Annotated in this window: 22 protein-coding genes; all 22 read right to left on the bottom strand. The window is 36.2% G+C overall.

Annotated elements, in window-relative coordinates:
- Positions 1-147: 147 nt before the first annotated feature.
- Positions 148-1488, bottom strand: coding sequence for a V-type ATP synthase subunit I domain-containing protein (locus EGM47_RS09130; RefSeq protein ID WP_124980502.1), 1341 nt, complete (start codon positions 1486-1488; stop codon positions 148-150).
- Positions 1485-7676: a protein kinase domain-containing protein gene (locus tag EGM47_RS09125; protein ID WP_124980501.1), complete on the bottom strand. Its 6192-nt coding sequence runs from the start codon at positions 7674-7676 to the stop codon at positions 1485-1487. Before EGM47_RS09125 ends, EGM47_RS09130 begins: the two co-directional genes overlap by 4 nt.
- Entirely contained in the window at positions 7673-8308 is a 636-nt protein-coding gene (locus tag EGM47_RS09120) for a 4Fe-4S single cluster domain-containing protein (protein ID WP_124980500.1), read from the bottom strand. Before EGM47_RS09120 ends, EGM47_RS09125 begins: the two co-directional genes overlap by 4 nt.
- Before the next feature lie 4 nt (positions 8309-8312).
- The gene (locus tag EGM47_RS09115; RefSeq protein ID WP_124980499.1) at positions 8313-10133 is read right to left on the bottom strand and encodes an AAA family ATPase; all 1821 of its coding nucleotides are present in this window, start codon (positions 10131-10133) and stop codon (positions 8313-8315) included.
- Between the two features lie 638 nt (positions 10134-10771).
- Positions 10772-11203 carry a PH domain-containing protein gene (locus tag EGM47_RS09110; RefSeq protein ID WP_124980498.1) on the bottom strand — a complete coding sequence of 144 codons (432 nt, stop codon included), beginning with the start codon at positions 11201-11203 and terminating at the stop codon, positions 10772-10774.
- A gap of 186 nt (positions 11204-11389) precedes the next feature.
- Positions 11390-11665, bottom strand: a complete 276-nt coding sequence (locus tag EGM47_RS09105; RefSeq protein WP_124980497.1) for a hypothetical protein — start codon at positions 11663-11665, stop codon at positions 11390-11392.
- A gap of 471 nt (positions 11666-12136) precedes the next feature.
- Positions 12137-12610, bottom strand: a complete 474-nt coding sequence (locus EGM47_RS16645; protein ID WP_124980496.1) for a CPBP family intramembrane glutamic endopeptidase — start codon at positions 12608-12610, stop codon at positions 12137-12139.
- Positions 12586-13341: a carboxylesterase family protein gene (locus EGM47_RS09095; RefSeq protein ID WP_124980495.1), complete on the bottom strand. Its 756-nt coding sequence runs from the start codon at positions 13339-13341 to the stop codon at positions 12586-12588. The genes EGM47_RS16645 and EGM47_RS09095 overlap by 25 nt, the downstream gene beginning before the upstream one ends.
- Before the next feature lie 528 nt (positions 13342-13869).
- On the bottom strand, positions 13870-14589 hold the full coding sequence (locus EGM47_RS09090) for a hypothetical protein (RefSeq protein WP_124980494.1): 720 nt from the start codon (positions 14587-14589) through the stop codon (positions 13870-13872).
- A gap of 122 nt (positions 14590-14711) precedes the next feature.
- Positions 14712-15560: a hypothetical protein gene (locus tag EGM47_RS09085; RefSeq protein WP_124980493.1), complete on the bottom strand. Its 849-nt coding sequence runs from the start codon at positions 15558-15560 to the stop codon at positions 14712-14714.
- Between the two features lie 523 nt (positions 15561-16083).
- Complete coding sequence (locus EGM47_RS09080; RefSeq protein WP_124980492.1) at positions 16084-16677, bottom strand: hypothetical protein; 594 nt, start codon at positions 16675-16677, stop codon at positions 16084-16086.
- A 310-nt stretch (positions 16678-16987) separates the two neighbouring features.
- The gene (locus EGM47_RS09075; protein WP_124980491.1) at positions 16988-17722 is read right to left on the bottom strand and encodes a flavodoxin family protein; all 735 of its coding nucleotides are present in this window, start codon (positions 17720-17722) and stop codon (positions 16988-16990) included.
- A gap of 146 nt (positions 17723-17868) precedes the next feature.
- The gene (locus EGM47_RS09070; protein WP_164510851.1) at positions 17869-18438 is read right to left on the bottom strand and encodes a hypothetical protein; all 570 of its coding nucleotides are present in this window, start codon (positions 18436-18438) and stop codon (positions 17869-17871) included.
- 401 nt (positions 18439-18839) lie between these two features.
- Positions 18840-19418: a hypothetical protein gene (locus EGM47_RS09065; protein ID WP_124980489.1), complete on the bottom strand. Its 579-nt coding sequence runs from the start codon at positions 19416-19418 to the stop codon at positions 18840-18842.
- 206 nt (positions 19419-19624) lie between these two features.
- Positions 19625-20140: a DUF7738 domain-containing protein gene (locus EGM47_RS09060; RefSeq protein ID WP_124980488.1), complete on the bottom strand. Its 516-nt coding sequence runs from the start codon at positions 20138-20140 to the stop codon at positions 19625-19627.
- Positions 20141-20271: 131 nt separating this feature from the next.
- Complete coding sequence (locus EGM47_RS09055; RefSeq protein WP_124980487.1) at positions 20272-21117, bottom strand: DUF4262 domain-containing protein; 846 nt, start codon at positions 21115-21117, stop codon at positions 20272-20274.
- Between the two features lie 205 nt (positions 21118-21322).
- Entirely contained in the window at positions 21323-22186 is an 864-nt protein-coding gene (locus EGM47_RS09050; protein ID WP_124980486.1) for a hypothetical protein, read from the bottom strand.
- A gap of 66 nt (positions 22187-22252) precedes the next feature.
- Entirely contained in the window at positions 22253-23143 is an 891-nt protein-coding gene (locus EGM47_RS09045; protein WP_124980485.1) for an ATP-grasp domain-containing protein, read from the bottom strand.
- Positions 23144-23307: 164 nt separating this feature from the next.
- Positions 23308-23526: a hypothetical protein gene (locus tag EGM47_RS09040; RefSeq protein WP_124980484.1), complete on the bottom strand. Its 219-nt coding sequence runs from the start codon at positions 23524-23526 to the stop codon at positions 23308-23310.
- Positions 23527-23975: 449 nt separating this feature from the next.
- Positions 23976-24362, bottom strand: a complete 387-nt coding sequence (locus EGM47_RS09035) for a hypothetical protein (RefSeq protein WP_124980483.1) — start codon at positions 24360-24362, stop codon at positions 23976-23978.
- 159 nt (positions 24363-24521) lie between these two features.
- Positions 24522-25505 (bottom strand): SH3 domain-containing protein, encoded by a 984-nt coding sequence (locus EGM47_RS09030; RefSeq protein ID WP_124980482.1) that lies wholly within the window; start codon positions 25503-25505, stop codon positions 24522-24524.
- Between the two features lie 143 nt (positions 25506-25648).
- Positions 25649-26203 carry a hypothetical protein gene (locus EGM47_RS09025; protein ID WP_206052154.1) on the bottom strand — a complete coding sequence of 185 codons (555 nt, stop codon included), beginning with the start codon at positions 26201-26203 and terminating at the stop codon, positions 25649-25651.
- Positions 26204-26333: the final 130 nt, after the last annotated feature.

Genomic DNA, 26333 nt, shown 5'->3' with positions numbered 1-26333 from the left:
TGTTGTCAATTTCGCTTTCGCGAAAGCGTACCACGATAACAAACAACTAAGAAGGCTAAACTTCATTCAAGTTGCATGTTCATAGCTTGATTATATTTCAGATTTCTAACAATGGTTCAATAAAAGAAAAGAACACAATGTATTCTTTTACAGCGTTTTCTTTTTCTTAACCGTTGAGCTACTCTTCTTAAAACTACCTTCCAGCTTTACTTCTTTAATGGGAATAGCGCCTACTGCCATGGCTTTTTCGATGTGAATGGACAGGTTTTCCCTTTCCAGGATCTCTTTGATTTCAGAAAACTCATCACACCAGATTTCTTCTTGGTGCAAGTCTTGGCTCTGGCTTCTTTCTTGCGTCCGGTCTTCATCTGCCACGACACGAGCTTGAATTTTGGATAAGTTTTTTGGGTTCATAAATTCTATTCCATACAGTGAGTTGGTGGCTTTTTTTACGACCAACCTTCCGTTTTCTACCCAGGCAGTTTCCATACTGTCATTGACTTCATAACCAGCTTTGGTCAACGCCATTTTAATCGCTGTCCGACGTGCCTCTACGATGATTAACTCCGTCGTATTTTTATAAAGTTGATTGGCCTTTGTCGTAGCATTTTTAATTTGTTTGATGTCTTCCTGTTGGAGTAAAGACTCCCATTTAGAGATGATGGTCAGTTTCTCGTTTATTTGTTTTAATTGGTCTAAGGCTTCAGACAATGCTTGTTCGGCGATTCTCAGTTCCACTTGTTCCTTTTGGAAAGTCGCTGCCTCCAAGATGATGGAATCTAATTGCAAATCGTAGCCTTGGTCATTTTGGTGCAGTTGTTCCACCCGATCAATAAATTCTTGAATTTTATCTTGGGCAATATCTTCAAGGAACAATTCCCGTAATGTTTGCTCTAACTTCTGCTCGCGGCTGGAAGCCATTGGCAATTCTTTAGGCCATTCTTTTACGGACAACAAGCTATCTCCTGCCGACAGTCTCTTTTGAATTTCCTGCTGCTCAGCGGTTAAGCTGCTTTTGTGGTTCAAAGCTTCCTTCAGTTTATCGTACATCGCGTCAATCTGTCTGCTATATTGGGCCAGATTTTTCTTGGTAATCACGCTGGGTTGGTCAATAGATTCAAAAGAAATATTTCTTTCCAACAACATTTTCTTTAGTTCTACCTCAGTGCTTTTGAGTTGGCGGTATTCATTCCATATATTGGTCTTTTCTTTATTTACCTTTTTGACCAACTTGGCTTTCTCTGCTTTTAAAAAATTAATTTGATTTGGGACCTCGCGCTCGATTCTCTGGTAGTCCTCTGCGGGAATTGCCTGATAATGTGCTAAAGTTTCTTCCAGTCCCTGGCTAAGTTCTTGATCCAGCACCCCATTTTTTTGGGCATAACTTTTGAATTGTTGGATGGTCCGACCCAACTGTGTCAGCCATCTATTTTTGATTATTTCCCGTTCTTTTGGGGTGACTACACGTACTACTTTAGGTCCGCTCATGGGTTGTTCATTAAGGCAAGTTCTATAGCTTCTTTCAATCGGTTTTGTTCCTTTTCGGGCTCTTTCAACCAGCGATAGGAGGTGGTCCTATGGATCAGTGGAATAGTCTTTTTTAGGACCTGGATACGCCATATTTCGCGATATCTCGCAGCTTTCAATAACATATTTCTCGGTGTATCGCACTCGATACCCAAAACAAATCTTCCGTTCTTTTCAATGGCCAAATCTAAATAAAATACGTTGTAATCATTGTTCTCTACCACCTGGTAACCTAGACTTTCAATATAGAATTTTACGGTATTTTTAAATCCATCATTTTTTGACAGCGCATCTGTAGTAGAGTTTTGTGCAGATAGTTTTGACACTGTGGCTGTGGCCACATCCACTTGCCCATTAGAATGAATTTCTGAATAATTTAAATAGGCCTGAATGAAATCCCTGGGTTTGGATGGTGGTCGACCAGTAGATAAAATATCTGATATATCTTTGATCGGCATAGACGTAGCAATCACTACTTTGAAACGTGCTCGTGTAATAGCGACATTTAAACGTCGTTCACCTCCACGGTGACCCAAGGCCCCAAAATTCCTTCGAAAGACGCCGTGTTGATTGAGGCCAAAAGTTGTACTGAACAATATCATATCACGTTCATCCCCCTGAACATTTTCGACATTTTTAACAAAGAATCCCATGTCTTCACCTTCCTGCTGCCTATTTCTTTCCTGATTCAAAACAGATCTAAAGGCCTCATCTTGCATTTCGCGTTCGTGAATTTTATCCTCAATAAGTTCTGCCTGCTTTTTGTTGAAAGTAACGATTCCAGCGCTGAATCGTTCTGACTCCGGTTGCTGCCAGTGTTGAGCGATATAGTTGATCAAGGCATCCGCTTCCTTTTCATTGGTTTGCTCATCATAGACACCATCGATTCGTAAAACTTCCAATGGTTTTTTGTTAATGATCTCCTGCTTAGGGTGATAGGCGGGTACATGCAATTTTCCTCCATAAAAGGCATGGTTAGAGAATTTAATGAGGGATTGAAATTGAGAACGATAATGAATTTCAAGCGTTGTAACAGGTAATGTCGATTTTGCCAGGCTGAGTAGATCAGGACAATCCTTAACCTCTCGACGATTCCAGGCGTCTTGGTAATTTGCGAGCTCCTCTTCAGAATGATCCTCACTTAAACGCAATTCCTGGGTTTCCTCATTTTCATCATCCATTTTTTGAGAGAAAAATCCTGTCGGAGGCATTTGTTTTTCATCCCCACTTACTATCACTCGTTTAGCGCGGTACAGGGCAGGGATGGAATGATCGATGAGCATTTGTGAGGCTTCATCAAAGATAACCACATCAAAAAGTCCTGACTGCAATGGAATAGCTTGTGACACAACTTCTGGGCTCATTAACCAGACAGGACGCATGTCAATCAATCCTATATCAATTCCTAGGCTTATAAATTCCCGTAGTTTTTTATAATTCTTTCCACGTAGTCGAGTAATGCGATTCCATTCGGTTTGTGATCCCAACTTATCCACTTCTATACTCCGGTCTAGAAAACGTCGGTTCAAGGTGCGGATTTTTTCCAGCAGATCCTCCAATGTTTCCACGTTCAGTTGTATCTCCTGCTCGCTCATTAATAAGGTAGGCGAGGCTTGCTCTATGCGGTGTTTCCATCCTAGCAACCCTTCTCTGCGGATGGTATTTTGGATAAGGCTACTCCATTCTTGTGAAGGGAATTCATTTATTTTATGCTCGTACTTTCTGAGGTGACTGAAAAATCTTAAAAGTGAATCGTATTCACCTTGTGTTCCCAGACGCATTCTGAAGGTTTGAAATTGGATGTAATGCTCCATATCATGAAGCATTTGTTCTAAGATATCAACATCAGATTCATTCCTTCTGATATTCTCAGAAAAGTCCTCTGCGACATTAGGCTGCAGCCATTTCGTTAAGGGTCGAAGTACTTCTTGAGAGAATAGCCTGGATTTGTAGCGATCATGCGCATCATGCAACCTAGCAACAAACTCTTGATATTGTAGTATTGATCCTGTCTTCAACAGATTTTTGGCTTCATCTTTTAATGGACATGCCTTGATGCGGTTTACCATTTGAATGGCTTCCTGCAATTCGCTATTAGTGCTTCCTATTTTTAAGCGTAAATACTTAGGATCATTAATATCTTTTTTAGTTATTTTGAGTCTTTCCAATTGTCTAAAGAACTGAAACCTGTATTTCCGAAATGAACGTTCTTGTTCAAGAGCAATTTTAAACTCTTTTAAAGTTTCAGGTATAGCTTTGATTTGTAGTGGCTGCAAGAACCTTTTGACACGAAGCATATGAAGGAAACCAAAAGGATTCAGGTATTTCAAAAAGGAAGTGCTCAAGCAATAATCACAGCTGTTTGCTAACTTTTGCAAAGTTTTATCGTCGATCGTATGTAAGCTTTCTGAAAAATAGTCGAATTGAAAATCCGCGATCAATTCTCCAACACGGCGGTAGATCGCCTCAAGCTTTTCAGAGATATCCTGGGCAATCGAAGATGTATTGTAATCGTCGTACAACAGGTCAAACCAGCTTTGCACGTTGATGATGACATTTTCTGAAGTATTTTTAATTGGACGGGCATTTTCTTCCAACCAGCTACCATAATATTGAGCTTGGGTGCCGTCAAATGCATTTGAGGTTTTTTTAAGGCAGTCGATGCGTTTTTCTTCCGCTTCAAAGAAATGTTTTAAATCATTGCCAATTGCTTCTTTAGTGGATTGATCAATCTGTGCAAGCTTGAGATTATGTAAAGTACTGGTTTCGTAATGCGATGGTAACCAAAGCTGAATTAAACTTTTTGATTGTTGGATGAGTGTATTGAGTTCGTCAATATCTTTAACTTCAAGAAACCTTCGAGCTTCGGGCACATCGATATAGGCAAAAGTTTGTAGGCCTATCAATTCTGAAAGAATATTTCTGTAAGTGCTACCTGAAAGGTCATCCACCACATGAATTTCTTCAGCTAATACATTTAAGCTTGATTCAATCCGGTCGATCTGTTTGGCAAGACTTGTTCTTTCAATATCTATCCCTCTGAGCACATTTTGGTACTGGATTTTCTCCATAAATCCGGGTACCTGCTCACGGACACTTTGTATGGTTGTTTGCCGATCCTTATTGATATCCGTGATAGCGATTGCGCGCTGATCCAATCCAGTGGCTTCCAAACGTTTCAAGATCACCTGAATTGCGGCTCTTTTTTGTGAGACCACCAATACTTTTTCCTGACGACCAATACAATCGGCAATAATATTCACAATCGTCTGACTTTTACCTGTTCCCGGGGGACCTTCAATGACAATACCCGGATTTAAACGACTTTGTAATACGGCTTTTTCTTGGGAAGGATCGACCGCCACAACGGTGTACCGATCTACTTCTTTTATTTTGTCTTGAAACGTGGAGATTTCAGGCTCTCGGATCTTCAATAAGGCTTCCATTGCTGTGTCAGAATGAGCCAAACTTTGTAGTCTTCGTAAATCCTCACTAATGGCTTGCCCTGTAAAATTGGCATTAAAAAAAACTGCTGAACAATACAACTCCAAGCCTGGTTCACTCAGTTGATATGAGACGGTGGGATGGCTTGTAAGGCTGGTATTTTTAGGTGTGATAAAAGACCCTAAGGCATCCATTATTTCTTGAATGGTCAAACTTTGTGTGGCTAGAATCTCTGAACAGATTTTTTTGATTCTATTCAATGATTCATCGTCAAAAACACTGGACAAGGCTGGGTTGATGCGCACCTCATTGTTGTATTTGTCAAATCCAATGTCCAACCTTGGTTGGCGGCGATTTTTCAATTCAAGATCGACTGGCCACAATAGAATAGGTAGTATCCTGGGGCGTTTATTTGAATTTCCTGGGCTTATTAAAAATGGAAATCCCAAATACAAGGAATCTAATCCAGTGTCCCGTTTAAAATTGGCCGCTTTCAGCAACATTCTTCTTGTACGACGTTCTAATAGGGGATGCTCACTAAACGCTATAGGATCTACGGTTTCAGTCTTAGAAGTTCTACAAATTATAGGTTGTAAGAACTTCTCGGCTGGTTTCAATGCGGTTCCTAATTCAGTAATATCTAAACGTGCAGAGTTGGTGGAAAGGATGAGTCTTACCAGTGGTCCACGAGAAGAGGCATGAACTATTTTTTTCTCATAGAATCGTAAAAGTCTAGTGGCGTATTCGTGTTTGGGCGGTGTGATCCATTCTTCCTTAGGTAGTGAAAGGCACAAAACCGACTGGATGAGCGACAAACGTTTTTCAATTCTGAATTGATCAGCCCAGCGATTCAAGGCATGGTTTTGGCTTTTTGAAAAGCCTTCCAGATGTCGAGTAAGTAGATCATAAATTTTCAATCTGGATTTGATGAGAAACTCCTTGTAAAAATTGGGGTTGACATTTATATCATTTCTTCTTGCCAAATTAACTGTATCATTAACCAACTTCTCCAGAGAAATTAGCTGATTACGTTTGGCGCTGAGGATAAGAATTAAATCTTCTTCGCTAGGCCTGAGATCAGCCATCAAATCTGATAAACTAATATTGTTGGCATCAGGATAGAGTTGGCGCAACAATTCTATTTCGGCATTCAATCGAACCCGTGACGTACTCAGGGAGTTGAGCTTGAATCTATTTGCATTGAGTTGGATTTCCAGACTCGCTGCCTTTTTGGTAATGTTTTGTTTTCTATATTTTAGATGGACCAACCATTTTTCACGGTCGATTTCTTCTAGATAGGCCGGTATCTTACCCTCTATAAGTTGTGTGGCTGTTTCAGTATTGCTCAACAACCAAGCGGGTATGATAATTTGGCCTCGCCATGTTAGTGGGAGAGATTCATTTAAAAGCATTAAAGCCAATGAGAACCGCCACTCGAGGTCAACATCCTCCATATTTCTAAGATGTCTTATCCTAGATTTGAGCTTTTCATCTGGGATGATTTCCTCCAACCAACTGGATAAGCTTCCTGATGTAAAAGCTTCCAGGCCATCCTTCCAATGGGTTTCTTCGGCCGCTGATAAAGCATAGAAGCTCGGGTTGGTATGGATTTCATCACCTAATTTGATGGATTTACCATATTTCTGTTGGTCAGAAGAATTAAATTCGTCAGGTGGATCGAGGGGTTCATTATTCAACCATTTTTCGACCTGATTCCAATTCCATCGTTTCAAGGGATCTCTACATAATAATCCCTGCAGTAAAAGCAAAAATCGCTCGTCGATCTCCGTTGGCAATTGTACTCCTCTGGTCACCAAGTGGATCATAAATGCTTTGTTGTTCACATCTTGGAAAAAGCTTCCTTTGGTCACCTGCTCCAAAACGATCATTCCCAAACTCCACCAATCTGAAGACGGACTCACCGCGCCGATAATCGCCTCTGGAGCTGTATACCGAGTGAGTTCTAAGGGCGTATCAGTATCCAGATCATAATCAGACAATCGAGCCGAACTAAAATCAATCAGGACCAAATCGAAGCTTTCCTTTTCACGAATTAATATGTTATCTGGGCTCAAGTCCCTATGTCGTATTCCAGCTTCAGAAAGATCTCGTAAAGCCCTTCCAATTTCATCGACTAATTTCTCTATTCTTTCTTCCTCCAGGTAGTTTGATTCTGCAATTGATCCTCCTGTGATGCGCTCGGTGACTTCATAAAAACGATCTTCCCACTGACCGGTGTGAATCAATTCTGCCACATGGTCCGTATCTGATTTTTGAAGTACCTGGTAAATTGCTGTATCAGGTTCGAAATCCTTGTGATAGAGTGTCAGAAAATAGACTTGCTCCTGATCATTTTGGACCAAAAAACATTCTTTTGTTGCATTAGAATTTTGAATATTCTCCAGAACCGTATAAGTGTCAATCTTTTGAGGTATCACTTCTTGGACCTCAACTGACGAACCGTCTCTAATATCGGCGCCGCATTCCATGCACATAAAATCATCCGAACCAACTTCGTGACCGTTTTCACAGTAGCGCTGATCCCTTTGGTTTTCAATATTTATCTCAACGTTTCCGCCAACAGGCGTTTGTCTGACATTCATGAGCAACCAACCACAAGCTTGGTCTTCCATTTGGGATTGACAGTACATTTCGTGGACGGGACGTTGACTTCCACATGATGGACATACTCGTACAAATTTCATGATTCCTTCTTTTTTATTGCACCTTGAGTGTGTCTTAAGAATACACGGTCATCTTGAGCAGATTTGACAATTTCAGTCATCCCATTACTAGGAATACCTGTCATCCAAACCCTGTCTTCTTCAAAATGCACATCTAATTTTTTTTCTAATCCATGACTTTGAAAACTATTAAAATCCATCTCACCTAAAGGCGTGAGCATGTGCATTTGTTGGTTGTCACTTCCCATTAAAGCTTTGGTTTGTGGTTGTGTATGGTCATAGGGTTCTGAGATTAATACATCTATCCATCCATTATCCATCTCTACTTTCTTTTGTAACTCTTGAAATGAGTAGCCGCTATATACCAAAACAGATTGTTGATAGGGTCTTAAAAATTCCAATAATTCAAAAAATGCGGCTTCCTGATCAAAAGGTTCTCCTCCTGTAATTGTGATACCATCACTTTTGGGCAACCATTCGCTCAATAATAGTTTTACTTCATCCAACGAGACAGAATTAATTCCAAATTGCCATGTGTCTACCGAAATACATCCGGTACAATGAATTGAACATCCCTGAAACCAGATGCCGATGCGTTTTCCTGGTCCCAGGGTGGTTACCGGGAAGTGCAGTCGTGATATTTCAATCTTCATATTGCTAGCTTCTTTGCAATTTGATATGGGTAGATCTGTTTTTGTTAAAAACTTCAGTAGCGTTTACTACCTCTCCCTTGGAAGGATTCAACGAGAATAATGCTCTTGAAATCGGCGTGATAAAATGATATTCAATCATATTTCTAACACCACGTCCACCATTGGACAAATCAGCTACGGCCAATTCCTTTAGCTGATTCCTGACGTTTGAATCCAGCTTCAACCTAATTTCTAATTGTTCTTCTATGGCCCTGATGTGATCGTCAATCATCATATCAAATATGAGTTCTCCCACGTCTTTTCTTATGTAGTCGAATACAATGACGTTTTCTCCAATACGGTTCAGTAACTCTGGTCGATTCAAGTCAAATTTAAAATAGCGATCAATTTCTTCCTTCACTTTTGCTTCCACTACATCAAATGTATCATTGTAGTTGACATTAGGAACACGTTCTCCAGTCAAGGTCTCTTTATAGATTCCCAGGTTAGAAGTAAACACGATCAGGGTTTCAGAAAAATAGACTTTGTCTCCGCGTCCACTAGTGAGTACACCATCATCTAAAATTTGCAGAAATTTATCCAAAATGCGAGGATGTGCCTTTTCAATTTCATCAAACAACACGACGCTAAACGGTTTCTCTCGAACAGCGTTGGTCAATTCTCCACCCACGTCATAACCCACGTAGCCTGGTGGTGCACCGATCAAGCGTTGTGATGCATGTTCAGCACTGAATTCTGACATGTCAAATCGGATATAGGAGCTTTCGTCACCAAACAGCAAACTAGTTACTGTTTTGGCAAGTTCGGTCTTTCCAACTCCTGTCGGGCCTGCCAAGAACACGACTCCTCTTGGACGGTTGTTGCGCTTGGAAGAGCCCACACCAGTTATGGCACGTTTTACAATATCAATCAAATGCTGGATAGAATGATCCTGACCTTTGACCCTGGATTTGATAAATTCTTCCGCATGCTCAATTTTCAAACGATCGATGTTCATCCAAGGGTCTTCAGTTACTCCAAGTTTATATCGTCTTACGGCATCTGCGATATCTACGATGGGTATAGATTCAGATCGCGCCAATTCTAAGATGGCCACTAAATCCAGTAGTAATAAACCTTCTGTTTCGTCTACAAAATCCTGTATCACTTGTGTTGTCTTATCCTGATCGTTGAGCATTCCATGGATCATGGGAGTAACCAATCTCCTTCTGGAATAATGATCAGGTCTTCCAATAGGAATATGCCTGATCTTGGGGTTGTTGATGATCATCCAGTCTGGTAGGTCACCTTCCTTATCCACTACCCATATAACCGTGTTGTAAAAGGCTTTACTTGGAGAGCCAAAGGGTTGGGTGGTTGTTTTTTGTGATAATACATGGGCCTGACCAAAAGTATCGTGTTCCACCTTCAATAGGCTTTCTGGATTCATCAAAAATTGAGAAGCAAAGTCAATGACCAGTGCAACAGGAAAGTCCCGACATTCCACAATATTTTTAAGAACTTTATCAAAATTAGGCAGATTATTATAGACCGTTTCTTTCGTTAAAGGGATGCCCAACCGCTTGTAAAGCTCTTCCTTTTCTTCGGGCGTACCCTGATAAAAAGGAACGCTAAAACCCTGTAAAGGATTATAGTAAACAACATGTCGATAACCGTAATTCTTCAATTCTGCGTCAATTACTTCTTCCAAGGTATGCCACCCAAAACTATCTGACTCATTAAGAAGGAGTTGAAGATCTTTGGTGTTTCCAGAAAGGACAAATTGACTTTTAAGTGGAAGAAATCGTATAAAATCTCTTAACCATCTTTGTTTGGTGCTTTTCATTCTATTCATATGTTTTCGGAATCTGACCCAACAATATGTACCTTAATTATGTTTTTCGTCCAAATCATGCCAAGAAATCTCCAACTTTATCTCAAGTCATTGGGTATTTAAGCATATATATAATGCTTATTCAAAAATCGTTTCAAGATAATGACGTTCTGTATTCCTATTTAATGCGTACAAATTCCACTTATTATTTGCTGTAACGCGCATTAAAAATATGATGTTTATTACTAAAATGACCGGCTCTTTAGATTTTAATGACCAATTATTGGTTGAGTGGGAGGGTAGTTCAATGTATTTAAGCTAGGTTGGTTCCTCTTAATCTTATATCTGAATGATATTCTTTAAGGCTTTACTCTCTGAAGGCTTTACGAAGTCTAGTCATTTGAGAACACCAAATAGGCAGATCTCTGCTTGACAATTTCCATGGACTTCAAGAATTACTACACAGATAAACAAACCCATCATTGTGTAATTTATTCTTGAGCCGCCAATTGCAGTATTTACAAGGTTAAAGCTTGCGTGCTGTAAAACGAGATTGAGAAAGCTACTAAATATTGAACAAGGACAGTATACAGAATCATAATAGAGGTAGTTTTTGTATTTACGTCAGTTGTATTTTAGAGTTCAGAGTTTCATTCCGAAATCTTTATCTCTCCGTTCAGTTCTAATATTTTTCTAATAAAAGAATCATTTGTTTTGGGACTGATATAAATCTCATCGAATTTATCATACTTCACAATCAGGCCTTTTCTAGCAGTCGCTGGTCTAAATCCTACCCAGAGTGTTTTTCCCTTTACAATTTCAGTTATTCGGTCAATACTTATTGTTCCATGAAAGGGGCCACTTCTGTAGATCAGTCCATTGTTTTTGTTCAATTCATAGTTCGTTCCAAAATATATCCAAAACAGAAATCCTATAACTGCTAACAGGAGTATTAAGATCCAGTAATTATTTCCCCCCAATTCACCGTAAAGTATTCCGAGTATAGTAACACCTATCAGAAAGGCGTTCATTCCAAAAATAATTGTACTAAATAATATGTCTTTTCTACTGTTAAATTTCATTTTTTTGGTCTCCTTAAATTTATTTAAGCTTAGGTTTTTTTGCGGACGGCTATTTAAGTGTTTAGCTGATAGTCCTATAAAAATAAAAAAAGGCAGGGAATTGAGAAATGGAATAGGAGGTAAGTTCGTTACCAGCAATGGTCATTTTAAGGATTGTAGAATTAAATCACCCAATTGATTTTGTTATCAAATATTGTCATTGAAATGCGTAAAATACAGCATGTCCATATCAAAGTAATTGTTGATGAAATCAAATAGTTTTTCGTACTGCTGACTATTTAAATTTTGAAAAGAAAAGGTAGTGTCTTTAGTACTACTTATAAATCCATAAGTCGCAAATTCGCGGAAATTATTTTCTGTATGAAAAACCCATTCGTTAACATTCAATTCTGAAATAAAATCAGCATGCTTTGAACAGTAGTTTTCCCAGATTTTCTTCTTGTTTAAACTCTTAAAATTCATCCTCTACCCATGTTGTTTGGTTGATAGTATAAAGATATGAATATGATGTATCATTGGTATACAGATTTTTATTGGTTTCAATTGTCTTGGTTCCCATTGATCATCATTTGGCTCTATCGGCACTACTTTGTTTATTTGTTAGCCAGATCCATCATTTTCTCTTTCTTGAAGTACGCTATAATTCTATCTTCTATTCAAACATCTGCCATTTTCGAAGGTTTGTCAGGAATAAGTGCAAATAATTCGTTGTGTTGAAGACTTCCCTGTTTTTCATACAATACAAGGCTTTGTATGATTGACTTTTGGCCAAAGGGAAAAGTAAAAATAGCGTTGATCGCCGTCTGCAATGAAATGATAAAACAAGCTTTCGTCCTAGCAAATTCGGGACTGTCTTAATGTTAAAACTATACAAGAAAAAAATATGAAATGACTTGCATTTTAGCTTAGGTCATTGGTCGCTACAGTTTTAATTTACGTTAAAAGCATTTGTATTATCCATTCAGAAATAAGATGATCTTTATTGAAATAAATTAAACTGAGACCAATGGTATCACTAAATCCATGAATGAGGACCAATAAAAGTAAATTTTTCTTGTTTTTACAGAATATCAGAGATATTAAAAATGACCATAGAAGTACAGAGATGACTCCCACCAATCCTTGATAAGAATGCGAAACCCCAAAATACACAGAGGAAATTAGCGCTGCTAACAACCAAGCTTTATTAGAGCTTCCGAATAAGTTCGCCAATCCTTTCAAGGAGAATCCCCTAAATAAAAACTCCTCTCCAAATGCAGCGAAGACCCACATGATTATCAGGATAATTAAAATAGCAATGGCACGTTTAAATGCCCTGATAAGGCTGTTTACAGGGTACTTTGATGGCTGCGCTTTTTTAGAATGATGATATGGATCAAAAATTACTTCCGTTGGCTGTATAACCAATCCATCATCATGTTATCGCTGTAAGCAGCTATCCAAGAAAAATGTCCAGTTGTAGGGTATTGTGTGTATCCTGGATGAGCTCCTTCTTTAGTTAAAGCTTCAACCATATTTTGCGACAGAACGGGATTTACGGTCGCATCTTGTGCTCCGTGAAAAATCCAGATAGGAATATGTGCAATCGATGGTGCCTTTGTAACATCACCTCCTCCGCAAACAGGTACTGCTGCAGCAAATAGTTCTGGATGCCGTGTTATGGCATCATAAGTCCCAAAACCTCCCATTGAGAGTCCTGTTATGTAAATGCGATCAGTATCAACAGGTAATTTTGCAATAGCTTCGTTAATCAGTTCCATTACAAGTTTCATCGGCCTTGTTGGTGAAGGTTGAAGAGACACGTTATCCTCAGAAAAGCTGGCCCAAACCATATTCTTAGGGCATTGAGGTGCGATAATAATGGAAGGGTGCATTTTCATATTTTCGCTTGAAGCGAAATTTAAAACTCCCCATTTTAATTGAGCTTCGTTGTCATTGCCGCGTTCCCCTGCACCGTGCAAAAAGATGACCAGGGGATATTTGGTTTTCGGATCATAATCAGATACAAGTTGTCTATAATTTAATGTATCACCACTGGCACTAATATACTTTTCATAACTAAAAAGTGAGGATTGTGAAAATGAATTAGAAATACTTCCAATACATAAAAAGACTAATAAAAGAGTAGATAATTTCATTTTTTAAAGTTAGATCAAGGTTATAATTATTGCTACCAACGCCTCTGGTTATAATATCTTCGCAGAGAAAACTTGCAAAAGATTTTCACCAACTATCAAGCGATTGCTGAAAGATAGAAATTTTAACCACAAAATTTCGTCGTCATGAATGATCGCAATTGTCTCAATCTGTAACGTCTGCTATACTATTCAGGAAGTCTTTTTGAGTGCTACTTGCTTTTCACAAGAGCGGACGAATTTGCAATCAACTTGAGATACCGCAATGGTGTTGAATTAGAGATCCGTTGTGCTATCAGGAAGTTATTGACTAACTCCGATCGACCATTTCCGTGTATGAATTGGTCATTTGAAGTTGGCGCCGTAATTGTTTTAGTTTTTTCTTATTAATTCAAGAGCCGATTTGGTTAACAATGAAATAGGAAAGAGGCTTACTCAGATCTTTCAAGCTTATCATCGGCATAAGAAAAGCTCTGGGTAATTTTTTTAATAATAGCGTTATGGATGGTGACGGTTTGGCTGAACTGCGTTTCAATTCAGTTTTGGCTTTGTAGTGCTTTCGTTTTTTATTAATTCAAATAATTTATAATGTTTGGGCAGCTCCCACTTTTCAATCTCATAATTATATTCCAACCCGTTCCATTTGATTTGCACAGCGTTTGGGTGAATTTGATTTATTTGACCCAATAGGGCGGCAATTTCATTTTCATTGAGCCTTTTGCAGCCAACAGAGAATCTAACCCAATCTTTTTGGTCATAGTTGATTTCTGAAATGAACAGTGTTATCGTCTCTTCTGTATCTGAGCCGGAGAAATGTCTGTATTCAGGACTATCAGGAGAGGAGCTTATGGGCTTAAAATCTACTTTAGAAAAAACTGATTTGGTTTCCTTCAATATCTTCTCAAACTCAATTTTCTTCTCTGTTATAAAGTCAAAGCTCGCCTGAGTAAATTCTGATTTGTTAAAGGTAATCTGTTTAATTATTGATTCGTAAGTGGTTAAAACTTCATTGACACACTTCCTTAAATCGCTAAATTTTGGAGATTCTCCAAAATCGAGAAGAGCTGCTGAAATAAAATTAATACCGTGAGCAGAGTCAAATCCTATGCCCAATTTCATAAGTCCAGTACTTAATTCTGAATCGATGGCATCTAAATCACTTTCTGTAACTTGTTCGAGAAAATCAATTCTCAACTTGACATCATAAGCCAAATCAGAAAATTTGATATTATTTTGAATTATTTCATTCATCTAATGAAGCACGACGTCCATGGCTATGGCAAGTGAGGGATTTTGAAACCGAATTATGGTCCGCCGGAACGTATTTTATTTAATTGCAATATCCTACTTTTTATTTAATCAGACCGCATTTGTTATTTAGCGAGTGTATAATTAATTAATACGTTTTCCTTGTCATCTATTAAAGTTAAACTCCCATCATTTCCATAAAGGTAATTCCAACCAAAAGGTTCGTCTTCTATTCGGTAAATTTTTGACTTGGCATCTGTTTTAATTAATTCGAGCTTTTGAATTCTATTGTATTTTTTTAAATATAAATTATCATCTGACATCCTTACAATGGAAAATTCCCCTTTGTCCGTTCGGTCATTAAATGATTGTCTATACCAACTATTAAGGATTTCAACTTCACTAAATTTTCGTAATTCATTTTGTTCCTCGAACGATTTTAGAAGTTCGTCAACAATATTTCCAGTTTCAATTTTACTTAATTTACTAATGAGAGCTGAATATTTGTCCTCTTGATTGAATAGTGAGTAATTGTAAAAAGTAAGAGCTACACTTTCAAGTTGATATGCAGGATATTTTCCACCGAAGCTTTCGATAGCTCCACCTATTTCTTTGCATTTTTCAATAATTGGCCAATATGCTATTTGGCTTTTACCAATTCGATTATGAGAAAGATTAAGAATTGGCACAAATCCGCTATATCCATTTGAGTTATAACCTTTAGTTCCGTGAATTTCGTAAATTAAAGCGGTCTTTATCATATTCGAAATAGAAATACTATCGGTTACTTTTAAATCAGTCGTGTTCACTAATATTTCTTGGTCAATTTTATATAGATTATTCCAATATTGGGTTATTTGCTTTTCCGTGTCTAAACGCTCTATTTCTGCTCGAAATTTTTCAATAGGAATTTGAGAATGACAATAACTGAATGAAAGAACAAGCATTAATAAAATTGCGATGTTTTTTGTCATAATAAATGCTGATAGTTTGGTTTATGATTTCGTTGCATGGAAAATACGCCCAAAATGTTGAAGCTACAATTTTAGCCCAGTGCCTTATCCTAATTTTCTAAACTGCTGTTACTGCGATCTAGAGAATCGCATCCTTTTGGCAACAGCCAACTCATGCAGTGAAATATATCCCATGTTATCATCAGTCACCTCCACGACGAAATTCAGGACGGCCTTTTCAGTGCTGAGACATCTTCGCAGGAGTATAGAATACTGCAGCTGTTTGAAAACTGGAGTTTTATACTGTACTAAAGTTGATTTGGGTGTATCGGCTTGTCTTATTCGCTGCTGGATTCACAAATGACGCTGGAACTGTTTTTCTATACATCATCCGCTCAAGAGCCGATTTGGTTAACAATGGAATAGGGAATAGGCTTACTCAGATCTTTCAAGCTTATCATCTGGTAAAGTAAAGCCTTGGGTATTGTATTGTCAATAGTGTAATGGATGGTAACAGTTCTGATAAACCACCTATCAATTGGATTTATTTTTTAATTAATTCTAGATTTGTTATGGTGGGTAAATATGCTTCGGCCTCTCCATACTCGCCTTCACAACATAAAAACTTAGACAATTTCCAATCCCAAAACACTTTAAACTCTTGTTCTAAAAAGGCTGGATTGTCAATAAAATGTCCAGAAAGTTCATGTAGTTCAAATTGTCCATAATTATTATTTGCTTGTCCAAAATCATAGTTTATTCCATTCGAAGCTTTGAAATAGACATGATGATAATCTCCAAAGTCATTTCCTTCATACCTTGCAGTCATAGGATTTGGCACATTTTTCCATTCCTCAACAAGCCACTCCATATGACTTCTCAGTTCACTATACTGATTGGGAGGATATTTTGTAATTAAGCTATCTATATTCACTTTGCTATTGACATGTGATTGAAAATCGGCCTCTGAATTTCTGTAAATAGAATCATGATCGGCAACCTCTAAAGTAGAATCTTCCTGATTCTTGTCGATCTCATAAGAAGTTAACGCCTGCTCTTTATCATTGTCTGTTTTACTATCGCCACAGCTGATTACAATAAATATTATAAGTAAATATGATATGGTCTTTTTCTTCATGATGTACTTATTAATGTCAACATTAAAAATGCTAGCGGATTTTATGCACTTACCTATCCCGTTTGATGTTGTCGTTTAATTGATCTATTTCACTTTCGCTTTAGCGCACTTTAACCGCCATTAATATTTTGCAATGTGAGCACCTTTGTTTCTGCGTTTCTAACGCTGTTACCAACTCTGTTCAGCGCATCATCCAAATTTTAAAAAGCTAACATAAATTCCTCATCAAGGAAATTTTTCATCCCAATTTCTTCGCCAATAGTTTTTGCTACAATTTCAATAGAGTATTCCATACATTTGACTTACATCATTATCTATATTCTGGATTTTCAAATTCCCAACGTTCTCCATCTTCCCATTCTTCTCGAGAGTTCCCATATTTGGGGTAACCACCATTGTTTTTAAGCATCAATGCCAAATGAAGTAAATTATAAGTCATAAATGTAGTATTTCTATTTGTGAAATCACTATCAAAGCCTACAGGTTTTTCTAATTTTTCCCCTTTCCACTCTTTATCTCCATAACTTGGTCCTGGACCAACTTTTCCAAGCCATCCACAATCTGCTTGAGGTGGTATTGAATAGCCAATATGTTGTAGTGAATATAAAATTCCCATTGCACAATGCTTGACGCCATCTTCATTTCCTGTGATCACGCAGCCTCCAACTTTGCCATAAAATTTATATTGACCTTTTTCATTAGTCAAACCACTTAATGCGTACAATCTTTCAATTAATTTTTGAGCTTCAGATGATTGCTGGCCCAACCAAATGGGTGTTCCTACAATCAAAATATCAGCATCCATAATTCTTTTTGTTAATTCTGGCCATTCATCAACCTCCCAGCCATGTTCGGTCATATCTGGATATACACCACTTGCTACTTGATGGTCGATCAATCTTATTTCATCAATTTTGACATGTTCTTTGGCCATTATGGCTTTAGACACATCCATTAAAGTTTCGGTGTGACTTTTTTGTGGTGTCTTTTTGAGCGTGCAATTAATATAAATTGCTTTTAATTTACTGAAGTCTATTCTATTCATATTGTTTTTTTTAAGTGAATGCTAGCCGTTATCAATACCCATCATTCACAGGTTAATAGAGATTTATTTTCGGTAAGGCACAGACTTTAGCATTTCAGAGTGGAATAAGATGTTATCTAATCCGCCGTAGTTGCGGTTATAAATTGTTAGTGTCTTTTTATACATTCAATTTTTTCGTTTGCCAAGTTCCTGATTTTTTTACCGAAGTCACTTGTAGTGAACTGGTTAATCATCTCAATTCTATCTGCTTTATCTATAATCAATTCAATAAGAAAGTTTTCATTAAATGATTGTAGGTGATGAATACACGAGTGAACAAGCTCATTGGTCAACGGTTCACTTTCAAGTCTTTTCTTTAAACCTTCTCTATGAATCAATTTAATCGTCCAATCTCCAAATTTAGATAGTTCTTTTTTAATCAAGTCGTATTGGTGATTTGAGATCTTAGGGTTAGTGAATAAATCCTTAACCGCTGAACCGGCCATAATTAGATCAGAATCTTCAAGCGCCAATTCGATAAATTGCTTGATTTCAAGATTTGTGAATCCGCTTTTCTGATTGATCCAATTCTTAAAGGTTCCATATCGGTAATGTTCACAATTTTGATCTTCACCCTTTTGAAATTCAGACAATTGATAGTCCAGGATTTCTTCCGTAAGAAATCCATAATCAACCCATTTTTTAGTATATCCCAAATCTTCTAATTCCATTCTCATTATTGGCAGGTGACACCTATACTATAATTTCATTGCATTGAAATTACGCCGAAAATTTTGAAGCTACAACTGCTGCTCAGGGCATTGTCCGACATTTTCTATAATACTGTTGTTACGATCTGGAAAATCGCTTGCTTTTGTCAATAGCGAACTCATTAATTAAAGTCCTTTTATCAATCGTTACACCCACTAAGATATTCTGGATGTTATTTTGGATGCAGAGATATCTTCGCAGGAGTAGAGGTTGCTGTGAAGGCTTCCCTTGCAATGGTTGGCATATGGCTTGTGGCGTTTTCGAAGCACCAAAATTTCGGTTAAGCACAAAGATTGAAACGAGCCAAAAGCATTGAATATAATACTATCTCGCCTATTTTTTATATACTCGTTAGCTTTTCGTTTTTTCAATTCATTGGATTTTCAATCACTTCTTTAAACGTTGGAATCTCAAACTTTTTATCATCAATAGATATTTCTTCAAACTCTATTGCCGTTTGAACAACGTGGGTCATTAACCCTTTCTGTTCCATTTTTAATGGTAACCCCCCTATCTTTTTAAGAATTTGTTCCCAATGTCCATATTTATGACCTTCGTAAAATTTAGAATCCATTTTAAGATAGTCTGAATTATAAAAAAGTGTCATTTTTCCCATTTTTGATTTCACTATCACACTTCTACAAGGAATCCCTAAAATTGTATCTGTCTCTTCTGAATCAATTATTTCAATCAATTCGTCCAAATACTTTTTACTATTCAAAGTAATTGCCGTGTCAGATTTGTCTTGCCAAGAATATAGAAGTCCGTCTTCTGAATTGTATGCTTGAAATCCCTTCGATTCTCCTGCTTCTATTTCTGCAATATAATTCCCTCTCTTATAAAAGTACTTTTGAACCATATAACCTTTTTCGCCAAATTGACTTTTTATTCCTTCTTCCCAAGTGCTGTCGGGAATCATCTCAGGATTAGGATTAAGTACTTCCATTTTATAGGTAATAGTCCCTTCAAATGATTGTCCGTAGGAAGTAAAACCCAATAAGGTAATTAATTAGATTAAAATTTGTTTTGACATTTTATTTACTCTAAATGAATGTTAATGGTTTTGTGTATGAGCAGTAGTGGATTTATAGTTACCGCTTTTCGGAAAGCCTACGCTATTGTTTATACAACGTGTTAGCAATTGTTTTTATTTTAATGGAACTCAAATCCTATTTGCGTCACTTTATCATCTTTAAATCCCAGCGCTATAAGTATATTTTTTTGGTCAGTTTTAGGTTTCGAAATAATGAATCCTGGAATTACTTCTAAAAATTCTGTATTTTTAATTTCATCTAGCTTATTTTGATTTGAGTTTTTATCAAACGGAATACTGTCAATTTTTAATTTACCTGTAAAAGTAGATTCTGGAAATGTTTTATCTCCATCCCAATTGTAGTTAAAACCTAATAAAAGTAATTTTCCATCTACTGTTTGTAATGTAATTCCATTATCAGCATAGTGATAATTTATTTTTCCGGTTGGATATTCCTTGTAAATTTCAGGTTCTCCGAGAATTTCTTTAATCTCCTCGAAAGATGTGTTTTTATCTATTTTTAAATCATTTAGAATGACATTGGTTTCATTTATAAACTCAATATTTACATCATTTTGAGCTACTAACAGACTCGAAATAAAAATTGATACAATCAGTATTAAATTTTTTATCATTATTATGTTTTTAATATTTTCTAATGGTTGGACTATGGTTCCGCCGTATAGCGAAGATAGCAAATTGCAATGAATGCCGATTTAGGAATTCTGTCGCAAGGAGCTATACAAGCTGTTGCCACCAGTTATTTTTATTCTATTATTTTCCATTTTGATTCCGCAGTTTCTCTTTGAGCTGATTGTCCGAAATTCAGATAGTATATTTCGTTCAGAGTGGGGTCGATTTTGACCAAACTTTCTAAACTTACCAATTTAGCATTATCCAAATTAGGATTTTCTTCGCTGTGAAACTGCCAATCGCCATCTTCATTGTGATAAACCCACAAAATTGGTTTTCCATCCAATGTTTCTTGAGTGGTAAAAACTCCTAAATTCCGTTCCTCATAAAATTTGAAGTCCGTATTTCTATCCAAAATGGGTTGCTTAAATTTCCAGTTTTCGTTAAATTCATCATCCCAAGGATAATTATTTTCTTTGTCAGTCCAAACCAATTGATAAGCAGAAAAGTCAAATTTGTTATCATAAAACCAGCCAGCGTATCCAAGATAATCTTGATAATGCTCTTTTTTTATTTCAAGGAACCTTACAGGAAAATTTGAGATTATATTTTCATATTCCGTATTTGTATTGTATTTCTTTCCGTTTTTTATCTCTTCTCCAATTTCGCTTAAAATTCCACCGAGTAATTGCTTGTTAAGTCCAAATAATATTATTTCTGGATGATTATAGGTTTTCTTTAGTCCAATTGTGTAAGCAAATCCTGGTAAGTATTCATCTTCGGGAATGAAAGCAATGTGAAATCCGAATTGTTCGACATCTTCAATAATTTTCTTTTCAGGGTCAGCATATGTTTTCAATTCATATGGGTTAGTCATTGTTTTTTGCTCTCTGTTTTCGGTTAGTTTGTTACATCCTAAAATTGTCAAAATCCAAATCGCAAGAAGGGTTTTTAAAGTTTTTGAATTCGGTTTTTTCATAATTGGCGGCAAAGGTTAGTATATGGCAAGTAGGGCAGTGGAAAGCGATAATCTTTCATCCCGATAGCTATCGGAATTACACTGAGCCAAAACGTCGTATTTTTTTTTATTTTATTCATTTTAAAAGCCAAAGCAACGATTTGGCGGTGTTGGTACATAGCACTGAACGCCCTATTTGCTATATGCAGTGTGACCTGTAGTTTTTTTATTTCCACCATTGTTTTTTTAGTTTGGGTTTACCTTTGGTATATTCATATTCTGAACCATCTCCAAATGTTTCCCATCCATTCTTCACATACTTTACATTGACCATCATTTCGCCATCTCCACGGTCAAAGTCAAATGTGAATGGTAAACGATAGTCACCCCAAATGCATTTTTTTCTTTTTCCGGAATTATAACTATCCCAAGTGCCTACGTAAGTGCGGTTATTATAACCGTCCGCAAGTGCAAAACTTTCGTCAAGTTTAATTTCTTTTGTTTGGTGGTCAATCACAATAGAACATTCAAATATTCCTTTGAATATTCCCACATTATTTTGAGTGCTGTCTTCAAAGAATTCATACTCTGCAAAAAGTGTAGCTTGTCCAGGAAAATCATAATTTTCAATAACCTCGTACACTTGGAGAACTTTTAAAGATCCCTTAAAGTCACAGATATTTCCTGAAACATTTGATTTACCATTAATTATAAATTCTAATACACCTTCTTTTTGTTTGGTGTCAGAAATATGGATTCTAATTCTTTTGTAATCTAACCCTATGATTCCATTTTGTTGAAATTCACCTGTGTTAAATAATGAGTCAGTATCAAAGTTATACTTGACTAATTGTTCAGTTTTATTGGAAGTTATTTTTGATAGCCTTTCTGTTTGAAGTCTTAAATACTCTGCACTAAAATCAGCTTGCTTAGAATCAAAGTTCTCACACAGATGTGCATTGTAGTATGGGTCAGAATGAGCTTCGTGATTTTTCGGGAGACTACACCATTCTGCATAACAATATTTGGAGTCTTGAGCAAACGTATTTGCAGAAGCTAGAATCATTATTATGGCTAGTATTCTTGTCATTTTTCTAATTACATGCAATGATTTGGGTATGGTGCGTGTCCCGCAGGGCATGCACTATACCTATTGTTATAGTATGTTTTCTTTAAGATTATTGTAAAATTCGTTTCTATCCGCATTATCTGGTAATCCGGCGACTTGTCCGTCTCCAAGTTCCATAATAATCCAGTCACCATCTTTCTTTTTAGCAATATCCATTGTAAAGAAATTACTGTCAATATTTTGTGCTATTTCGAAAAAGTCATCAAGTTCAGGTTTCGTTTCTCCATATTCTCCTTCATCCCAATAATCAAATACTTTAACTATTCTCTTATTTGCAAAAAAGATTCTAAACTCCTTAGTTATAGGCATTCCACTTTTTGAGTGTACAGCCAGAAATTCAAGTTCTACAAACTGTCTAAATACTAAGCCTTCGTTTAAAGAATCTCCTCTTAATACAATGAATTTATCGACTATAGATTTTACTTTATCAAAATCTGAAGCTTTAGGAATGAAGCAAGCGTCTTTCCAATTATGCTTTTCAGACTTCACAAAGTCTTTTAAGATTATTGGTCTATCCCCAAATTCCTTAGTCAGTTTAAGTATAGAATCAACATCTAATTCAGTTGTCCAATTTGATTTGGGAGTTTTCGATTCTATTTTTTGGTACGAATTAGGTAAATAATGACAGTGTTTGTATTCAGCTGGAGAATTTATCAACTCAATGTTCTTTTTTAGAAGTCCATCATACAAATTTTGGTATTGATTTGGAGTAAGCATCCAACCGCGATAAACCCCCAATTCTTTATTTTCAGGTTCTTTCACAAACCTGAAAGAAGTAGCAATATTACCATCGATCAATTCTTCGAAGTTGATTAGCGAAAAGTCAAATCCAGCATTCAAAGCCGAATTCTTTTCCTCCTCATAATTAGGTTCGATTATTTTATTATCAAATACGCTATCGCAATATATTATTCTCATTATTTAGTTTTTCCGTAATGCACAACATCGGTTTAGGCTATATGCAGTTGCGTTCGTTAGCATTGTCTTCCCAAATATTCCCAAATCATAGAAAATTTCGCAGAAATTTTCGGATGAGCAAGAACTGAACAATTGCGCATAGCCATTGTTACCCTCAGTATTTTTTATCCACCGCTTTTTAGTCGGATTTGTGTTATTACTTCGTTCAATTCAGCGAACAGATTTGAAAGTTTCGATTTTCCAGATTCAAGTTCACTTGTATTTTTAGCTATGCTATAAATTCCATTTCCAATTAAAAAATTGAAGTTTGTCATTCCGCTTTTTGGTAATTCAGGTTCCTCAATTTTGTTTGTTTTAATTAAAAAATGTTGTCCGTTTTCCACAAATCTTTTTACAATTTTCCGAACCTCTTCGTGTTGTCCTGCGCCAATAAATCATGCCCCAGAACTTAAATATAAACTTATGTCTCCTGGAATAAAAGTTAAAACTGTTGCAATTGCTCCTCCCATATCCATTTCCGCTATTATTCCGTAAACGTCATTTTCTTTAGTCTCATTTAATTCCAATTATTCGGCGGTAACTAAAAATGCCATTTTCCGCATATCGGGATAAGGATTTTGTTCCGTTTGTTTTTCAGTTTTTGCTCATATTCAGCAATATCTTTTTTGGCTTTATTTCCGTATTTAATTGCTTAAAATAATCCTATTCCGATTACTAAAATGAAGAGTAAAGTTTGTGTCATATTCTGTTTTCACATATTGTGGGGAACGAACGTTTTGGCTATGCGCAGTGTCCCAATGGGCATTGCGTATAGGTTTTGTTGTGCAAATTTTTATTTGTTTCTCACTATTTTCTTTTCGGGTGAACCGGCCCATTCTTGCTTTAATTCGTATTTGGTCAGTTCGTTTTTAGGATATTCACCATTGAATGACCATAATTCTAAATAGTCTATAAATCCATTTTTGAAGAACAAAGTTGAATCGGCTCCGATTTCCAATTCTGGTGATTTAATAGTCACTCCGTTTAGAACCAAATTAGATTTAGTTGTTTTAAAATCTTCAATACCTTCTGCGTGTTCAAATGAGATAAAAACTCCAACTCCTGTGTAGTTCAATTCAGTCTCAGAAATGAAGTCTAATTGTTCTTTTACTTCTTCACCGTCTTTGTCTCCGTCAAGAAGTAATGTTAGAATGTCTTGTATGAATTTCGACTTTATCACTTGGTCATTTCAAATTTTGCACAACATGTTTGTATAGGTTTTGTTGCGTTGTTTAGCACATAATTTAGCAAACAAAAACCGAATGAAAAATCCGCGTCCCGATAGCTATCGGGATTCGTGAGTAGGCCAGAACTAGCAATAAATTATATACGGTATTGCCTACAGTTTTTTTATTTCAGCTTTTTTTCCATTCCAGTTAATTCTCACTTTTTCTTGACGTCCGATTAATGTGATTTCATAGCACTTAATATTTTGGTTCCAGTTTAATTTTAATATATCTTTTTCCATAGCAAATTCATCATTCAGATCGAATTCCAGAACCTTTGTTTTGTATATTACATGGTTTTTATTGTCCGTGAAAATTAGAAAAAAATGTTCAGGATATCCTAAATGATATGCTCCATCATAACCATCATATTGACCAATAATTTCAACTTTTTGTTTTAGATTTACTAATTCTTTTGATAAAGAAAAGTCGTGAATATCCACATCTGTGTAATAATGTTTTCCGTTTATGTCAATTCTATTCCAAACACAATTAGTCAAATCTTTAAATTTGAGCTTGTAAAAAGTAGAATCAATTCTAACTTGAGTTAAACCGTTAAGAATTCCAGCTGGTTTTAAGTCATTCATTTTATGGTTTTCGAAAAGCACGATTTTTCTATTTTGTGGATTTAGAAAGTGAGGAAAATCTTTTGGATTTAGGGTTTCAATATTTGGCTCAATAATCGGTAAATCTCTAATCAAATATTTTTCAGATAAACTATTTGATTCAAATGTTCCTTCTTGTAGATTATCGTAAGTTTTATAATATGCTTGTTTTCCAGAAAACCAAATTTCAGGTTTTTCTGTTGTCAAAAAACCACCAAAAACATAGCCTTTAGTGTTTTTATTATCAAATCCATATACTTTAATCCATTCTCCTTTAATTTCTTTTCCTTCATCTAAAATGGCTAAATTGATTCCTGTTTTTTCTTCAACATAAGTCATTGTATTTTTCGGTATGTGAACAATTTTGTTGGACTTCAAAGATGGTTTATCTCTAACAACCAATCCACTTTCGGCTGTTACATACATTCTATCTTGTCCAAAAATAGATATTGTAAATAAAAGAAATATTATAGTCAGAATAATGTTTTTCATAATTGTAGGCAACGCTCTCGTATAACCGTGAATTAAGGGTTAATATGCGTTAATTTTCGATTTGGTACTTTAGCAATTCCGAGTGGATTCGGCCATAGTCGAATCCGCCGTAATTGCGGTTATATATTGTTATGCAACGTTTTTTATTCAATTTCTACTCCGTTTAAATTCCATTTATATATTCGATCGTCCCAATCAGTTGCTTTTATAAAATTGCTTTGAACTTCAAAGTTATCATTTCCGTTTTGCGAGACAAAAATGTCCGCCCCACAATTCTGCCATTTAATTTGGCCATTATTTTCAATTCGGGTTATTTCTAATTCTCCGTGAACTATAAAACCATTTTCTATTTTGAAAATCTCAAAAGCAGTTGCTTGGTCAACTTTAGTTTTCCAGTTTAGATTTAGAGTAGGTAATTCCAAACAGAAAATTGAATCGCAACAACAGATTAAAATCCGATTTGATTCAATAATTTGGGAAGTTTTGTGCAACCCAGTTGCCCCACCTTCAGCTCCAATTATTGCACTATCTAATTCAGTTCCATTCTTGAATGTTTTTATTCCGATTTTTGTCGGTAGTTTAAAATCAGATTCCGTTAAATAGTTTTTTAAATATTCATTCACGTTATCCTTCGATCCTGATTTGAAGTCAGATTCGTTTAATAATTCAATTTGATATTTTCCAATTTCGAATGTCATTTCAAATGTTGCACAACGTAATTGTATATGATTTGTAGCGTTTTGTTAGGTGGTTTTTTTCGTTTTGTTAAAGGTAGTTAAAATGTAGGAAAATTAATAGGTCTATCCTTTTAAGCCATGAGCTATATAC

It is taken from the genome of Nonlabens xiamenensis, from assembly GCF_003865345.1.
Taxonomy (GTDB): Bacteria; Bacteroidota; Bacteroidia; order Flavobacteriales; family Flavobacteriaceae; genus Nonlabens; species Nonlabens xiamenensis.
Note: the sequence above shows the minus strand (reverse complement) of the source record. Positions and strands in the feature narration are given on the sequence as shown.

Bases quoted from the DNA above. Each gene is read 5' to 3' on its own strand.
- EGM47_RS09130 (WP_124980502.1), bottom strand. From the start codon at position 1,488: ATGAGCGGACCTAAAGTAGTACGTGTAGTCACCCCAAAAGAACGGGAA.
- EGM47_RS09125 (WP_124980501.1), bottom strand. From the start codon at position 7,676: ATGAAATTTGTACGAGTATGTCCATCATGTGGAAGTCAACGTCCCGTC.
- EGM47_RS09120 (WP_124980500.1), bottom strand. From the start codon at position 8,308: ATGAAGATTGAAATATCACGACTGCACTTCCCGGTAACCACCCTGGGA.
- EGM47_RS09115 (WP_124980499.1), bottom strand. From the start codon at position 10,133: ATGAAAAGCACCAAACAAAGATGGTTAAGAGATTTTATACGATTTCTT.
- EGM47_RS09110 (WP_124980498.1), bottom strand. From the start codon at position 11,203: ATGAAATTTAACAGTAGAAAAGACATATTATTTAGTACAATTATTTTT.
- EGM47_RS09105 (WP_124980497.1), bottom strand. From the start codon at position 11,665: ATGAATTTTAAGAGTTTAAACAAGAAGAAAATCTGGGAAAACTACTGT.
- EGM47_RS09095 (WP_124980495.1), bottom strand. From the start codon at position 13,341: ATGAAATTATCTACTCTTTTATTAGTCTTTTTATGTATTGGAAGTATT.
- EGM47_RS09090 (WP_124980494.1), bottom strand. From the start codon at position 14,589: ATGAATGAAATAATTCAAAATAATATCAAATTTTCTGATTTGGCTTAT.
- EGM47_RS09085 (WP_124980493.1), bottom strand. From the start codon at position 15,560: ATGACAAAAAACATCGCAATTTTATTAATGCTTGTTCTTTCATTCAGT.
- EGM47_RS09080 (WP_124980492.1), bottom strand. From the start codon at position 16,677: ATGAAGAAAAAGACCATATCATATTTACTTATAATATTTATTGTAATC.
- EGM47_RS09075 (WP_124980491.1), bottom strand. From the start codon at position 17,722: ATGAATAGAATAGACTTCAGTAAATTAAAAGCAATTTATATTAATTGC.
- EGM47_RS09070 (WP_164510851.1), bottom strand. From the start codon at position 18,438: ATGAGAATGGAATTAGAAGATTTGGGATATACTAAAAAATGGGTTGAT.
- EGM47_RS09065 (WP_124980489.1), bottom strand. From the start codon at position 19,418: ATGGAAGTACTTAATCCTAATCCTGAGATGATTCCCGACAGCACTTGG.
- EGM47_RS09060 (WP_124980488.1), bottom strand. From the start codon at position 20,140: ATGATAAAAAATTTAATACTGATTGTATCAATTTTTATTTCGAGTCTG.
- EGM47_RS09055 (WP_124980487.1), bottom strand. From the start codon at position 21,117: ATGAAAAAACCGAATTCAAAAACTTTAAAAACCCTTCTTGCGATTTGG.
- EGM47_RS09050 (WP_124980486.1), bottom strand. From the start codon at position 22,186: ATGACAAGAATACTAGCCATAATAATGATTCTAGCTTCTGCAAATACG.
- EGM47_RS09045 (WP_124980485.1), bottom strand. From the start codon at position 23,143: ATGAGAATAATATATTGCGATAGCGTATTTGATAATAAAATAATCGAA.
- EGM47_RS09030 (WP_124980482.1), bottom strand. From the start codon at position 25,505: ATGAAAAACATTATTCTGACTATAATATTTCTTTTATTTACAATATCT.
- EGM47_RS09025 (WP_206052154.1), bottom strand. From the start codon at position 26,203: ATGACATTCGAAATTGGAAAATATCAAATTGAATTATTAAACGAATCT.